Origin of the sequence: Inquilinus sp. CA228, from assembly GCF_052078665.1 — a bacterium.
Lineage (GTDB): Bacteria > Pseudomonadota > Alphaproteobacteria > DSM-16000 > Inquilinaceae > Inquilinus.
Window position 1 is genome coordinate 31990 of the sequence record NZ_JBQJIK010000037.1, and the last position, 13731, is coordinate 45720.

At 69.8% G+C, this 13731-nt stretch carries 12 protein-coding genes; 10 read left to right on the forward strand and 2 right to left on the reverse strand.

The window, feature by feature from the left end; translation table 11 throughout:
- Nucleotides 1–100: 100 nt before the first annotated feature.
- The 5 genes from parA (at nucleotide 101) to ACTOWL_RS19300 (ending at nucleotide 4710) form a co-directional block, all read left to right on the forward strand.
- Nucleotides 101–715, forward strand: a complete 615-nt coding sequence (parA, locus tag ACTOWL_RS19280) for a ParA family partition ATPase (RefSeq protein WP_441322886.1) — start codon at nucleotides 101–103, stop codon at nucleotides 713–715.
- 63 nt (nucleotides 716–778) lie between these two features.
- The gene (gene hisN, locus ACTOWL_RS19285; RefSeq protein ID WP_441322887.1) at nucleotides 779–1546 is read left to right on the forward strand and encodes a histidinol-phosphatase; all 768 of its coding nucleotides are present in this window, start codon (nucleotides 779–781) and stop codon (nucleotides 1544–1546) included.
- Nucleotides 1546–1995 carry a nucleoside 2-deoxyribosyltransferase gene (locus tag ACTOWL_RS19290; RefSeq protein WP_441322888.1) on the forward strand — a complete coding sequence of 150 codons (450 nt, stop codon included), beginning with the start codon at nucleotides 1546–1548 and terminating at the stop codon, nucleotides 1993–1995. Before hisN ends, ACTOWL_RS19290 begins: the two co-directional genes overlap by 1 nt.
- 288 nt (nucleotides 1996–2283) lie before the next feature.
- Nucleotides 2284–3489, forward strand: coding sequence for an NAD-dependent formate dehydrogenase (locus ACTOWL_RS19295; RefSeq protein ID WP_441322889.1), 1206 nt, complete (start codon nucleotides 2284–2286; stop codon nucleotides 3487–3489).
- A gap of 117 nt (nucleotides 3490–3606) precedes the next feature.
- Nucleotides 3607–4710, forward strand: coding sequence for a cis-3-hydroxy-L-proline dehydratase (locus ACTOWL_RS19300; protein WP_441322890.1), 1104 nt, complete (start codon nucleotides 3607–3609; stop codon nucleotides 4708–4710).
- Between the two features lie 3 nt (nucleotides 4711–4713).
- Here ACTOWL_RS19300 and ACTOWL_RS19305 read toward each other — a convergent pair whose 3' ends face one another.
- Both ACTOWL_RS19305 and ACTOWL_RS19310 read right to left on the reverse strand, forming a co-directional pair.
- Complete coding sequence (locus tag ACTOWL_RS19305) at nucleotides 4714–4860, reverse strand: hypothetical protein (RefSeq protein WP_441322891.1); 147 nt, start codon at nucleotides 4858–4860, stop codon at nucleotides 4714–4716.
- A gap of 257 nt (nucleotides 4861–5117) precedes the next feature.
- The gene (locus ACTOWL_RS19310; protein ID WP_441322892.1) at nucleotides 5118–5633 is read right to left on the reverse strand and encodes a SixA phosphatase family protein; all 516 of its coding nucleotides are present in this window, start codon (nucleotides 5631–5633) and stop codon (nucleotides 5118–5120) included.
- Nucleotides 5634–5743: 110 nt separating this feature from the next.
- Between ACTOWL_RS19310 and ACTOWL_RS19315 the strand changes: the two genes are divergently transcribed.
- The 5 genes from ACTOWL_RS19315 (at nucleotide 5744) to ACTOWL_RS19335 (ending at nucleotide 13712) form a co-directional block, all read left to right on the forward strand.
- On the forward strand, nucleotides 5744–7270 hold the full coding sequence (locus ACTOWL_RS19315; RefSeq protein ID WP_441322893.1) for a helicase HerA-like domain-containing protein: 1527 nt from the start codon (nucleotides 5744–5746) through the stop codon (nucleotides 7268–7270).
- Between the two features lie 82 nt (nucleotides 7271–7352).
- Nucleotides 7353–8765 carry an adenylate/guanylate cyclase domain-containing protein gene (locus ACTOWL_RS19320; RefSeq protein ID WP_441322894.1) on the forward strand — a complete coding sequence of 471 codons (1413 nt, stop codon included), beginning with the start codon at nucleotides 7353–7355 and terminating at the stop codon, nucleotides 8763–8765.
- A gap of 118 nt (nucleotides 8766–8883) precedes the next feature.
- Nucleotides 8884–9801, forward strand: coding sequence for a polyphosphate kinase 2 (gene ppk2, locus ACTOWL_RS19325; protein ID WP_441322895.1), 918 nt, complete (start codon nucleotides 8884–8886; stop codon nucleotides 9799–9801).
- A gap of 196 nt (nucleotides 9802–9997) precedes the next feature.
- Nucleotides 9998–12190: an RNA degradosome polyphosphate kinase gene (locus ACTOWL_RS19330; RefSeq protein ID WP_441322928.1), complete on the forward strand. Its 2193-nt coding sequence runs from the start codon at nucleotides 9998–10000 to the stop codon at nucleotides 12188–12190.
- Between the two features lie 13 nt (nucleotides 12191–12203).
- Nucleotides 12204–13712 (forward strand): Ppx/GppA phosphatase family protein, encoded by a 1509-nt coding sequence (locus ACTOWL_RS19335; RefSeq protein WP_441322896.1) that lies wholly within the window; start codon nucleotides 12204–12206, stop codon nucleotides 13710–13712.
- Nucleotides 13713–13731 lie beyond the last annotated feature (19 nt).

Sequence of the window (13731 nt, forward strand, 5' to 3'; positions counted from 1 at the left end):
CTGAGCGGCCATCTGCTGCCGCCGCGAGGCCGTTCTGCGGAGATCTCATGTTGCGCTGCAGCAAAAGCCGCGCGACACTTCCGCGAAACGGAGGGTGCGAATGGCCGGTCGGACGATCACCGTGGCGCAGCAGAAGGGCGGGGCGGGGAAGACCACGCTGGTCGCGCATCTCGCTGCCGCCTTCGCCCGCGCCGGCCTCAAGGTCGCGACCGTCGACATCGACCCGCAGGGCAGCCTCAGCCGCTGGGTCGAGGCACGCGGCGCCGACCCCGGCTTCACCCATCTCCGGATCACCGGCTGGCGGGTGCCGGCGGCGGTCGACCGGGCCCGGGCGACGCATGATCTGGTGCTGATCGACAGCCCGCCGCATGCCGCCTCCGACGCCCGCATAGCGGTGCGGGCGGCGCAGCTGGTCCTGGTGCCGATCCAGCCCAGCCCGATGGACCTGTGGGCGACGCAGCCGACCCTGGACCTGGCGGCGGAGGAGAAGGTGCCGGCCTGGATCGTGCTGAACCGGGTGCCGCCGCGCTCCAAGGTCGCCGACGCGCTGGAGGTCGAGATCGGCCGGCTCGGCATTCCGGTGCTGGCGGCCCGGATCGGCAACCGCACCGGCTTCGCCGCGGCGATGCTGTCCGGCCGCACCCTGGTCGAGACCGCGCCGAGCACGAAGGGGGCGGAGGAGATCGCGGCCCTGGCCGCGGCGCTGCGGGCGTAGGCTTGCCTGCCGGCCCGTTTCCGGCGAGGCTGCGGCCCTTCGTCCGAACGCCGAGACCGCGCCATGACCGCCGATCCCTTCGTCGCCTTCGCCGAAAGCCTCGCCGATGCCGCCCGCCCGGCGGCGATGCGCTGGTTCCGCACCGGCCTCGCGGTCGAGGACAAGGCCGACGATTCGCCGGTGACCATGGCCGACCGTTCGGTCGAGCAGCTGATGCGGCAGATGATCAATGCCAGCTACCCCGACCATGGCATCCTCGGCGAGGAGCATGGCCGCGAGGGCATCGACCGCGACCTGGTCTGGGTGCTGGACCCGATCGACGGCACCCGCGCCTTCATCGCCGGCGTCCCGATGTTCGGGTCGCTGATCGCCCTGGTCGAGAAGGGGCGGCCGCTGGTCGGGGTAATCGAGATGCCGGCGCTGGGCGAGCGCTTCGTCGGCCATGCCGGCCACCCGTCGCTGGCCGACGGCAAGCCCTGCCGCACCCGCGATTGCGGCGGCCTCGGCAACGCCATCCTCACCACCACCTCGCCGGAGGTGTTCTCGGGCGACACCCTCAAGACCTTCGAGCGGCTGGCCGGGGCGGTGAAGCACCGCCGCTACGGCCTCGACTGCTACGGCTACGCCCTGGTCGCGCTGGGCTGCATCGACCTGGTGATGGAGCGCGGCCTGCAGCCCTATGACTACATGTCGCTGGTGCCGGTGATCGAGGGCGCCGGCGGCGTCATCACCGACTGGCAGGGCCAGCCGCTCGGCCTCGACTCCTCGGGCGAGGTCCTGGCCGCCGCCACCCCGGCCCTGCACCGGGCGGCGCTGGACCTGATCAGCTGATGCCGCGCCTGTACTTCGCCGCGCCGCTGTTCTCGGCTGCCGAGCTGGTCTTCAACGCGGTGCTGGCGGAGCGGATCGAGGCGCTGGGCTTCACCCTCTTCCTGCCGCAGCGCGACGGGGTCGAGAGCCACCGCGAGCCCTGGGCGTCGATGGCGCCGGAGCAGCGGCGCCGCGTCCTCTTCGAGATGGATCGCGACCAGGTCTTCGCCTGCGACGTGCTGCTGGTCGTGCTCGACGGGCGGGTGCCGGACGAGGGCGCGGCGCTGGAGCTCGGCATGGCCTATGCCCATCGCCAGCTGGCCAAGCCCGGGCGCCGGCTGGTCGGGCTGCACACCGATGCCCGTGCCGCCTTCCTCGGCGCCAAGCTGAACCCGATGCTGGCGATGCCGCTCGACGCCGTGTTCGACGACGCGGATGCGCTGCTGGGCTATCTCGCCGGCATACGCTGACCGGCGCGGCCGCCGGGCGGCTTCGCCCGCGACTCACCTTGGCGACCCTGAGTCCGTCGAATGATCACGATTGATAGACAACGTTGATCATTCGATCGGAAGTATCGATTTGAACATAGCGCCTCGCCGGTCGCATCGTGGTCGCTGTGTCACGGTCCGATCCGGGCCTGGCCCCTAGATCTGTGCGAGACCAGACGGGCTCAGCCCTTCGCCATCCCGCAACACCGCCCCGGCGATCCCGCCGCGGCGGCGGATCGGACCGACTCTTCTCCAAGGGAGGAGACTGGAATGGCCAAGATCATTTGCGTTCTCTACGACGACCCGGTGACGGGCACCCCGACCTCCTATGCCCGCGACGGCCTGCCCAAGCTTGAGCGCTATCCCGGCGGCCAGACCCTGCCGACGCCGAAGGCGATCGACTTCGTCCCCGGCACGCTGCTGGGCAGCGTCTCCGGCGAGCTCGGCCTGCGGCGCTGGCTCGAATCCCTCGGCCACACCCTGGTCGTCACCTCCGACAAGGACGGCGCCGAGTCCCGGCTGGACCGCGAGCTGCCGGACGCGGATGTGGTGATCTCCCAGCCCTTCTGGCCGGCCTATCTGACGGCGGAGCGCATCGCCAGGGCGCCCAAGCTGAAGCTGGCCCTGACCGCGGGCATTGGCTCCGACCATGTCGACCTGCAGGCGGCGATCGACCGCGGCCTCACCGTGGCCGAGGTCACCTACTGCAACTCGATCAGCGTGGCCGAGCACGTGGTCATGATGATCCTCGGCCTGGTGCGCAACTACATCCCCTCCTACCAGTGGGTGGTGAAGGGCGGCTGGAATATCGCCGACTGTGTCGCCCGGTCCTACGACGTCGAGGGCATGCATGTCGGCACCGTGGCCGCCGGCCGCATCGGCCTCGCCGTGCTGCGCCGGCTGGCGCCCTTCGACGTGCATCTGCACTACACCGACCGGCACCGCCTGTCGGAGGCGGTGGAGACCGAGCTGAACCTGACCTGGCACCCGACGGCGGAGGACATGGTCAAGGTCTGCGACGTGGTCACCATCAACGCGCCGCTGCATCCGGAGACCGAGAACCTGTTCAACGCCGCGCTGATCGCCAAGATGAAGCGCGGTGCCTATCTCGTGAACACCGCGCGCGGCAAGATCTGCAACCGCGACGCCGTCGTCGCGGCGCTGGAGAGCGGCCAGCTGGCTGGCTATGCCGGCGACGTCTGGTTCCCGCAGCCGGCCCCGGCCGACCATCCCTGGCGGACCATGCCGCATCACGGCATGACGCCGCATATCTCCGGCACCTCGCTGTCGGCCCAGGCGCGCTACGCCGCCGGCGTGCGCGAGATCCTGGAATGCTGGTTCGAGGGCAGGCCGATCCGCGACGAGTACCTGATTGTGGATGGCGGCAAGCTGGCGGGCGCCGGCGCCCATTCCTACAGCGCCGGCAACGCCACCGGCGGCTCCGGCGACGCCGCCCGGTTCAAGAAGACAACCTGAGCCCCTGAGGCCGGCCGGTGCGGTCCGCATCGGCCGGTCCCTAGCGGTTTGACAGCCCGGGCCGGGGCGCGCGAAGGTGCCGCGCCATTGCCGCCCCCATTGCCTCAGGGTTCCCCGATGCGCATCACCCGGATCGCCGTCCACCAGGTCGACCTGCCGCTGCACGAGGGCAGCTACAGATGGTCGGGCGGCAACGCCGTCACCGTGTTCGACAGCACCCTGGTGCGGGTCGACACCGATGCCGGCCTGACCGGCTGGGGCGAGGTCTGCCCGCTCGGCCCCGCCTATCTGCCGGCCTATGCCGCCGGCGCCCGGACCGGCCTGCGAGAGCTGGCGCCGGGGCTGATCGGGCTCGACCCGCGGCAGCTCGGCGTGCTCGACCGCCATCTCGACCGCTCGATGCGCGGCCATCCCTATGTCAAATCGGCGGTCGACATCGCCTGCTGGGACATCCTGGGCAAGGCCGCCGGCCTGCCGGTCTGCGACCTGCTGGGCGGCCGCTACGGCGACGACTTCGCCCTGTACCGCGCCATCAGCCAGGAGAGCCCGGAGGCGATGGCCGCGCGGGTGGCGGAGTACCGCGCCCAGGGCTACACCAAGTTCCAGCTCAAGGTCGGCGGCGACGCCGACACCGACATCGCCCGCATCCACGCCGTCGCCGCCAAGCTGCAGCCGGGCGACGTGCTGATCGCCGACGCCAACACCGGCTGGCTGATGCACCAGGCGGCGCGGGTGGTCGACGCCGTGCGCGACGTCGACGTCACTATCGAGCAGCCCTGCCGCAGCTATGAGGAGTGCCTGACGATCCGCCGCCGCACCGCCCGGCCCTTCGTGCTGGACGAGGTGATCGACGGCCTGCCGGCGGTGCTCCGCGGCGCCGCCGACGGCGCCATGGACGTGATCAACCTGAAGATCTCCAAGGTCGGTGGGCTGACCAAGGCGCGGCAGATCCGCGACCTCTGCGCCGCCCTCGGCATCGCCATGACCATCGAGGACACCTGGGGCGGCGACGTCGCCACCGCGGCGATCGCCCATCTCGCCCATTCGACGCCGCCGGAGCTGCTGTTCTCGGCGACCGACTTCAACTCCTACGTCACCGTCTCGACCGCGCCGGACGCGCCGCGCCGCAAGCATGGCCGGATGGCCGCCGGCACCGCCCCGGGTCTGGGCGTGACTCCGGACCCGGCGGTGATCGGCGATCCGGTCTTCGTGGTCGGGTAGGCGTCAGCGGTAATAGCCGTAATACGGGCGGTAGTACGGGTGGTAATAGACCGGGCGCGGAAAGGCGGGATAAACGACGCAGCCGGCCAGCGTGGAGACTGCGATCAGGGCCGCTCCGGTCTTGAGCAGGCGGGTCGAGAGACGCGACATGGCGAACATCCTCTGCTGACGTCCGCGCCCGATCGGGACGCGACACCGTTTCCACGCCCCAGGGATATTGATCCGTCGCTGGTCTCTGTCAGCTTACGATAAGTTCATCAAAAGAGCTCTCTCCAAGATGTGACCGATCGGCCATCATCGACTCTGCGCATGATGAATAATAGGCAAGACGGGAACCGTTCCGGTCTTCGGTTGTTGTGGCGGTCCTGCCGGATCGTCTGTGGCTGATCTGGCCAGAATTGAGGCGATCAGCCTCCAGCCTTCTTCGGCGTCTCGAACGCCACCAACCGACCGCCCTGGCCGGCTTCGGCCCAGTGCTCCATCGGCAGCTCGATCACCGCGAGGCCGGCGGTCGGATATTTCTCCGCCAGCCGGGCCAGCGCTGCCGCGTCCCCCGCCGTCGCCAGCCGGCGCGCCAACTGCTCCAGGTCGGGGTTGTGGCCGACCAGCAGCACCGTCGCGGCCTCGTCCGGCGCCTGGCGCAGCCGGGCCAGCACCCCGGTGCCGCCGGCCAGATAGAGGCCGCGGTCGAAGCGGGTCTCGGGGGCGGCGCCCAGCGCCTCGAGCGCCAACGCCAGGGTCTGTCGAGCGCGGGTGGCGGTGGAGCACAGCACCAGATCCGGCATCGGGCCATGCGCCTTCAGCCAGGCGCCCATCTTCGGCGCGGTGTCGCGGCCGCGCTCCGCCAGCGGCCGGTCGTGATCGGCCAGTTCCGGGTCGGCCCAGTCGGACTTCGCGTGCCGCAGCAGGATCAGGGTCTTCATTGTGCCTCCCAGCGGGCCTACGTTGCGCAACATCTGGCGCCGCGTCCAGCCACGAGGCACCATGCGGGTGATGCGCCCGTTATGCCGGGCCGCGGGCCGAGGAGACGGACATGACCGACGGACTCTATTTCGCCAAGGGCCAGCGCGAGCACCGGCTGCTGCTCGGCCTCGGCAACCGCCACGGGCTGATCGCCGGCGCCACCGGCACCGGCAAGACCGTGTCGCTGAAAGTCCTGGCCGAAGGCTTCAGCCAGGCCGGCGTGCCGGTCTTCGTCGCCGATGTGAAGGGCGACATCGCCGGCATCAGCCAGCCCGGCGCGGCCAACCCGAAGATCGAGGAGCGCGCCAAGGCGCTCGGCCTCGGCGCGCTGGCGTATCAGGGCTACCCGACCGTGTTCTGGGACCTGTACGGCAAGCAGGGCACGCCGGTCCGCGCCACGGTGGCGGAGATGGGGCCGCTGCTGCTGTCCCGCTTGCTGCAGCTCAACGACACGCAGGAGGGCGTGCTCAACATCGCCTTCAAGGCGGCGGACGAGGAAGGGCTGCTGCTGCTCGACCTCAAGGACCTGCAGGCGCTGCTGGCGCACATGGCCGAGAACGCGTCGAAGTTCACCGGCGTCTACGGCAACGTCTCCAAGGCCTCGGTCGGCAGCATCCAGCGCCAGCTGCTGGTGCTGGAGCAGCAGGGGGCGGAGGCCTTCTTCGGCGAGCCGGCGCTCGACCTCACCGATCTGATCCGCACCAATTCGGACGGGCGCGGCGTGATCAACGTGCTGGCGGCCGAGACGCTGATCCAGGCGCCGCGGCTCTACGCCACCTTCCTGCTCTGGCTGCTGTCCGAGCTGTTCGAGCGCCTGCCCGAGCTCGGCGACCCGGACAAGCCGAAGCTGGTGTTCTTCTTCGACGAGGCGCATCTGCTGTTCGACGACGCGCCCAGGGCGCTGGTCGAGAAGGTCGAGCAGGTGGTGCGGCTGATCCGCTCCAAGGGCGTCGGCGTCTATTTCGTCTCGCAGAACCCGATCGACATCCCGGACAAGGTGCTGGCCCAGCTCGGCAACCGGGCGCAGCACGCGCTGCGCGCCTTCACCCCGCGCGACCAGAAGGCGCTGAAGGCCAGCGCCGACACCTTCCGCACCGAGGCCGGGCTCGACGTCGCCCGCGCGCTGCAGGAACTGGCGGTGGGCGAGGCGCTGGTCTCCTTCCTCGACCCCAAGGGCATCCCCGAGGTGGTGGAGCGGGCGCTGGTCTGTCCGCCGGTCTCGCGCCTCGGCCCGATCACCGATGCCGAGCGCCAGGCTGCGATCGCAGCCGGCGGCATGGCCGCGAAATACGCCACCGCCATCGACCGCGACTCCGCCTATGAGAAGCTGAGCGTCAAGGCGGCCGAGGCGCAGCAGCAGGCGACGGCCGCCACCGAGGCCAAGGCCCAGGCGAAGGCCGAGGCCAAGGAAGGCCCCAGCATGGCGGAGTCGATCTTCCGCGACGTCATCCGCAACACCGGCAGCTCGGTCGGCACCCAACTCGGCCGCAGCCTCGGGCGCAGCGTCGGCGGTTCGGGCGCCAGCACGATCGGCGGCACCATCGGCCGCGCCGTGGTCCGCGGCATCCTCGGCTCGCTCTTCGGCGGCCGGCGCTGAGGGACCGCGCAGCCGGAGGCGTCGTGCCCTAGGGGCGCGGCGCCCCTGTCCGCCACCGGGGCGGCTGGGGTATGCTCCGCCCATGCAGGACAACGACGCCCTCTTCGACGCCTTGCGCCGCTCGGCCGACCCCGGCGTGGTCGATGCCGTCGACGATCTCGTCCGCAACGGCCGCGACGACGAGCTCGCGCGCATCAACGCCGTGGGCTTCGCGGCCGGCCGCGGCCTGGACGAGGAGACGGTGATCGCGGCCCTGTTGCACGCCTCGCGGCTGGGCCTGTTCGAGATGTCCTGGAACATCCTGTGCCCGAGCTGCGGCGGCGTCCTCGGCGCCAACGCCACGCTGAAGAGCGTGCGGCAGCAGGATTACCACTGCGCATTCTGCGCGGTGACCAGCGAGCCGACGCTCGACGACACGGTGGAGGTCAGCTTCACGGTCAGTCCCCGGATCCGCCGCATCGCCGCCCACGACCCCGACAGCCTCGGCTTCTGGGACTATCACCGGCAGGTCTTCTTCGGATCGGGCGTCGCGTTCCCCGAGCCGGGCGCGTTCGACGAGCTCAGCCGCAAGGCCATGCTGGAGACCGTCGAGCTGCAGGCCGGCGAACGGATGATCCTGGCCCTGCAGCTTCCCGCGCTGCCCGTCATCATCTTCGACCCGGTGACCCACACGGCCCATCTGGTCGAGACCGCGGGCGAGCCGACGACGGAGCGCCGCGAGCTTTCGATGATCTTCACCAGCGCCGCTGCCGGCGTCGGCCGCATGACCCTGTCTTCGGGTCCGCTCCGCCTCCTGCTGGACAACCGCACGGAGCGCCGGGTCCTGGTCGGCGTCTATGTGGCGAACGCGGAACTGGACCGGCTGATCGGCGGCCGCCGCCCGTTCCTGACCGCCAAGCGGCTGCTGACCAACCAGACCTTCCGCGACCTCTACCGGACGGAGACGCTCGACGTCGAGCAGCGGCTCAAGATCATGAGCCTGACCTTCCTGTTCACGGATCTGAAGGGGTCGACCGATCTGTATGAGCGGGTCGGCGACCTCGTCGCCTACGACCTGGTGCGCTCCCACTTCCAGATCCTGAACGAGATCGTGGCGTCCGAAGCCGGCGCCGTGGTCAAGACCATCGGCGATGCCGTGATGGCGACGTTCCCGGCGCCGCACCGGGCCGTGTCGGCCGCGCTGCGCATGCGCGACTCCATGCGGCAACTGAATGCGCGGCAGGGGGCGGAGGAGCTGATCCTGAAGATCGGGATCCACGAGGGGCCGTGCCTCGCGGTGAACCTCAACGACCGCCAGGACTATTTCGGCCAGACCGTCAACATCGCGTCGCGGGTGCAGGCGCTGGCCACCGGGGACAGCATCTTCGCCACCCAGGCGGTCGTCCGGGACGCGGAGTCGGTCCGGCTGCTCTCGTCGCGCGGGGTCGAGGCCCGGCCTCAGGCGCTGACCCTCCGGGGCGTCGCCGACCGCATGCCCGTCTTCGCGATGAGCTGACGCGGGGGAAGGGCGGCGACACCAGGCAAAAGTGGCCGGACCTGCCCGGCCGGCGACCGACTGTCACCAAACTGCATAAGCTTCCGGGTACATGGGGTGAGCAGCAGGAGGCAGGCACATGACTGAGCTGAAAGACACCGAGACCCGCAGCTGGCTCGAGATCGAGCTCGAGGACGACATGGACGAGGAGCTCGAGCAGGCGGTCGACGACGCCCGCGTCCCGCCCGAGCTGCGCGCCCTGCTCGAGACGCGCCGGAAGAACTCCATCGACCGCCACATCTATTTCAACGAGCTGCTGCGGCTTCAGAGCGAGCTCGTGAAGCTGCAGGACTGGGTCCACTACAAGGGCCTCAAGATGGTGGTCCTGTTCGAGGGCCGCGACAGCGCCGGCAAGGGCGGCGCCATCAAGCGCATCACCCAGCGCGTGAATCCGCGCACCTGCCGGGTGGTGGCGCTGCCCGCACCCTCCGACCGCGAGAAGACCCAGTGGTACTTCCAGCGCTACGTGCCGCATCTGCCGGCAGCCGGCGAGATCGTGCTGTTCGACCGCAGCTGGTACAACCGCGCCGGCGTCGAGCGCGTCATGGGCTTCGCCGGCGAAGGCCAGGTGGAGGACTTCTTCCGCGACGTGCCGGAGTTCGAGCGCATGCTGCTGCGCTCCGGCATCATCCTCGTCAAGTACTGGTTCTCCATCACCGACGAGGAGCAGCAGCTGCGCTTCCTCATGCGCATCCACGACCCTATCAAGCAGTGGAAGCTCTCGCCCATGGACCTGCAGTCCCGCGTGCGCTGGGAGCAGTACACCAAGGCCAAGGAGGCCATGTTCGAGCGCACCAGCATTCCCGAGGCGCCCTGGCACATCGTGGAAGGCAATGACAAGAAGCGGGCGCGCCTGAACTGCATCTCGCACCTGCTCTCGGCGGTCCCCTACGAGGAGGTGCCGCATGAGGAGATCAATCTGCCGGAACGGGTGTTCGACCCGAACTACGAGCGCCGCACGCTGCCGGCCGAGCTCTACGTGCCCCAGCGCTACTGAGGGAAGGAGCCGGGCGCGGCGACCCCGCGCCTGGGGACCCTTCCGCGCACGCGTCCGGCGCAGGGCGGCGATTTCATCGCCTCGACATGGCGCTTCCCATTCGGGCTTGTGTATAGTGCGGTGAAATCGAGCCCGACAAGGGCTTGATATTACAGTTTTGTTGCGATCGATGAAGGTTCGGAGACGACCCGTGAGCATGTTGCAGAGCACCGCCGAGGCCGTCCTCACCGAGGCGCCGGAGGCTGTCCGCGCACCCGTCCTGCCGTCGATCCCGGCAGATTCGCCCGACCGTTTCATCAATCGCGAGCTGTCCTGGCTGGCCTTCAACCAGCGCGTCCTGGAGGAGGCCTACAACACCCGCTCCCCGCTGCTGGAGCGGCTGCGCTTCCTGTCGATCTCGGCCTCCAACCTGGACGAGTTCTACATGGTCCGCGTCGCCGGGCTGAAGGCGCAGGTTGCGCTCGGCGTCGCCTCGCCGAGCCAGGACGGGCTCAGCCCGGCGCAGCAACTGGGCGAGATCGCCACCCGGGTGCAGGAGCTGATGCGCGACCAGCAGCATTGCTGGCGCGTCCTGAGCGAGGAGCTGCGGGCCGCCGGCATCGCCGTGGCCGGTCCGAACGAGCTGACCAAGCCGGAGAAGGCCTGGCTCGAGGAGCGGTTCCTCAACGAGATGTTCCCGGTGCTGACGCCGCTCGCCATCGACCCGGCCCATCCCTTCCCCTTCATCCCCAATCTCGGCCTCTGCCTGGCCCTGACCCTGGTCAATGCCGGGGAGGAGACGCAGGACGAGATGGACGCGATCGTGCCGCTGCCGCCGCAGCTCGACCGCTTCACCCGCCTGCCCGGGGCGCCGATCCGCTTCGTGCTGCTCGAGGACGTGGTCAAGCTGTTCCTCGATCGCCTCTTCCCCGGCTACACGCTGCACGCCAGCGGCGTGTTCCGGGTGATCCGCGACAGCGAGATGGAGATCGACGAGGAAGCCGAGGATCTGGTCAAGACCTTCGAGAGCGCGCTAAAGCGCCGGCGCAAGGGCATCGTCATCCGCCTCTCGGTCTCCGCCGACGTGCCGGACTCGCTGCGCCGCTTCGTCTGCGAGAAGCTGAAGGTGAAGGATGAGGATGTCTACGCCCAGGATCGGCTGCTCGGCCTCAGCGACACTAGGAAGCTGATCGTCGACGAACGGCCGGAGCTGCTGTTCTCGCCCTACAACGCCCGGTTCCCGGAGCGGGTGCGCGATTTCGGTGGCGACAGCTTCGCCGCGATCCGGGCCAAGGACATCGTCGTCCACCACCCCTATGAGAGCTTCGACATCGTCGTCCAGTTCCTGCGCCAGGCGGCGCGCGACCCCGACGTCGTGGCGATCAAGCAGACCCTGTACCGCACCTCGAAGGACTCGCCGATCGTCCAGGCCCTGGTCGAGGCGGCGGAGGCCGGCAAGTCGGTCACCGCGATGGTCGAGCTGAAGGCCCGCTTCGACGAGGAGGCCAACATCCGCTGGGCCCGCGACCTGGAGCGGGCCGGCGCCCAGGTGGTCTACGGGATCATCCATCTGAAGACCCACGCCAAGATCTCGATGGTGGTGCGGCGGGAGCAGGGCGGCCTGCGCACCTACACCCATTTCGGAACCGGCAACTACCACCCGATCACCGCCAAGATCTACACCGATCTCAGCTTCTTCACCTGCGATCCGGGCCTCGGCCACGACGCGGCGGCGGTGTTCAACTACATGACCGGCTACGCCAAGCCGGCGCAACTGGAGAAGCTGTCGATCGCGCCCCTGTTCCTGCGCAGCCGGATCATGGAGTCGATCGAGGCCGAGATCGACAACGCCAAGGCCGGCAAGCCGGCCCAGATCTGGGTCAAGCTGAACGCGCTGGTCGACGCCACCATCATCGACAAGCTCTACGAGGCCTCGCAGGCCGGGGTGGAGATCGACCTGGTGATCCGCGGCATCTGCTGCCTGCGCCCCGGCGTGCCCGGCCTGTCCGAGAACATCCGGGTGCATTCGATCGTCGGCCGCTTCCTGGAGCACGCCCGCATCCTGTGCTTCGGCAACGGCCAGAAGCTGCCGTCGCGCCAGGCCAAGGTGTACCTGTCCTCGGCCGACTGGATGCCGCGCAACCTCGACGGCCGGATCGAGAGCCTGGTGCCGCTCGAGAACGCCACCGTCCGCCAGCAGGTGATGGAGCAGATCATGCTGGCGAATCTGAAGGACGAGTCGAACACTTGGATGCTCGCCCCCGATGGCCGCTATCATCGCCATGACGCGCCGGAGGATGCCTTCAGCGCGCATATGTACTTCATGACCAACCCCAGCCTGTCCGGCCGGGGCAGCGCGTGGAAGGATGCCAAGCGGGCGCCGCGCCGCCTGGTCAAGCCCGCGGAATAAGGATCGAGGCTCGGTGTTCCGTATCGGACCGATCGTGCCGTCCCGGCCGGGGCGGGTGGGCGTCATCGACATCGGCTCGAACTCGATCCGTCTCGTCGTCTATGACCGGGTGACCCGGTCGCCCGTCCCGGTGTTCAACGAGAAGGTGATGTGCGGCCTCGGCCGCGGCCTGGGCCAGGCCGGCCGCCTGTCGCCCGAGGGCGTGGTCCAGGCGCTCGACAACCTCTCGCGCTTCACCCGGCTCCTGGAAGGCATGGGGGTCGACCGGGTCGACGTGCTGGCCACCGCGGCGGTGCGCGAGGCCGAGGACGGCGCCGATTTCGTCGCCGAGGTCGAGCGCCGCTGCGGCCTGCCGGTCACCGTGATCAGCGGGGTGGAGGAGGCGCGGCTGTCCGCCCTCGGCGTGATCTCCGGCATCCGCGACGTCGACGGCGTGATGGGCGATCTCGGCGGCGGCTCGCTCGAGCTGGTCGGGCTCGACCGCGGCGAGATCGACGAGCAGGTGACCCTGCCGCTCGGCCCGTTCCGGCTGATGGACGAGACCGGCGCGCGCAAGGAGGCGCGCAGCGTCGTGCTCGACACGCTGGGCCAGCAGGACTGGCTGCCGGCCTATGCCGGCCGCAGCTTCTACCCGGTCGGCGGCGCCTGGCGCGCCATCGCCAAGCTGTTCATGGAGCGGGTGAACCACCCGCTGCACATCATCCACCAGTACACGGTGCCGACCGGCGCGCTGGCCGATTTCGTCGGCCTGGTGGCGAAGCAGAGCAAGGGAGCCCTATCCGGCGCCTCGATCTCCCGCCGCCGGGTCGAGATGCTGCCGATGGCCGCCCTGGTGCTGGAAGGCGTGCTGAAGACGCTGAAGCCGGCCCGGGTGGTGTTCTCCGCCCTCGGCCTGCGCGAGGGCCATCTCTACGACCTGCTGCCGCCGGAGGACCAGGCCCGCGACCCGCTGATCTACGCCGCCGCCGAACTGGCGCACCGGCTCGACCGCTTCGGCCATGCCGAGGTGGTGGCGGAATGGACCCGCTCGGTGTTCCCGGAGGAGACGGCGGACGATGCGCGGCTGCGCCAGGCCGCCAGCCTGCTGTCCGACATCGGCTGGTTCGAGCATCCCGACTACCGGGCCGAGCATGCCTGGCTGCGGGTGCTGCGCATGCCGGTCGCCGGGCTCGACCATGCCGAGCGCGTGTTCCTGGCGGCGGCCGTGTATGTCCGCTACGGCGGCACCCTTGGCGACGCGCTGACCGGGCCGGTGCTGGAACTGCTGACCGAGGCGATGCGCAACCGGGTGCTGGTGCTCGGCCAGGCGCTGCGCCTGGCCCACACCCTGACCGGCGGCGCCACCTCGCTGCTCGAGCGCACCAGCCTCACGGTCTCGGGCGAGGCGGTGGTGCTGAGCCTGCCGGCCGACGAGGAGGCGCTGACCGGCCTCGCCGTCGACCGGCGCCTCGACGCCGTCGCCAAGGCCCTGGGCAAGCCCGGCCGCGTCGTGGTCGAGGAATCGCGGCGGGCGGTAGGGTAGTCACGCAATGTAATGACGA

Bases quoted from the DNA above. Each gene is read 5' to 3' on its own strand.
- parA (WP_441322886.1), top strand. From the start codon at position 101: ATGGCCGGTCGGACGATCACCGTGGCGCAGCAGAAGGGCGGGGCGGGG.
- hisN (WP_441322887.1), top strand. From the start codon at position 779: ATGACCGCCGATCCCTTCGTCGCCTTCGCCGAAAGCCTCGCCGATGCC.
- ACTOWL_RS19305 (WP_441322891.1), bottom strand. From the start codon at position 4,860: ATGTCGCGTCTCTCGACCCGCCTGCTCAAGACCGGAGCGGCCCTGATC.
- ACTOWL_RS19320 (WP_441322894.1), top strand. From the start codon at position 7,353: ATGCAGGACAACGACGCCCTCTTCGACGCCTTGCGCCGCTCGGCCGAC.
- ACTOWL_RS19300 (WP_441322890.1), top strand. From the start codon at position 3,607: ATGCGCATCACCCGGATCGCCGTCCACCAGGTCGACCTGCCGCTGCAC.
- ACTOWL_RS19290 (WP_441322888.1), top strand. From the start codon at position 1,546: ATGCCGCGCCTGTACTTCGCCGCGCCGCTGTTCTCGGCTGCCGAGCTG.
- ppk2 (WP_441322895.1), top strand. From the start codon at position 8,884: ATGACTGAGCTGAAAGACACCGAGACCCGCAGCTGGCTCGAGATCGAG.
- ACTOWL_RS19310 (WP_441322892.1), bottom strand. From the start codon at position 5,633: ATGAAGACCCTGATCCTGCTGCGGCACGCGAAGTCCGACTGGGCCGAC.
- ACTOWL_RS19315 (WP_441322893.1), top strand. From the start codon at position 5,744: ATGACCGACGGACTCTATTTCGCCAAGGGCCAGCGCGAGCACCGGCTG.
- ACTOWL_RS19330 (WP_441322928.1), top strand. From the start codon at position 9,998: ATGTTGCAGAGCACCGCCGAGGCCGTCCTCACCGAGGCGCCGGAGGCT.
- ACTOWL_RS19295 (WP_441322889.1), top strand. From the start codon at position 2,284: ATGGCCAAGATCATTTGCGTTCTCTACGACGACCCGGTGACGGGCACC.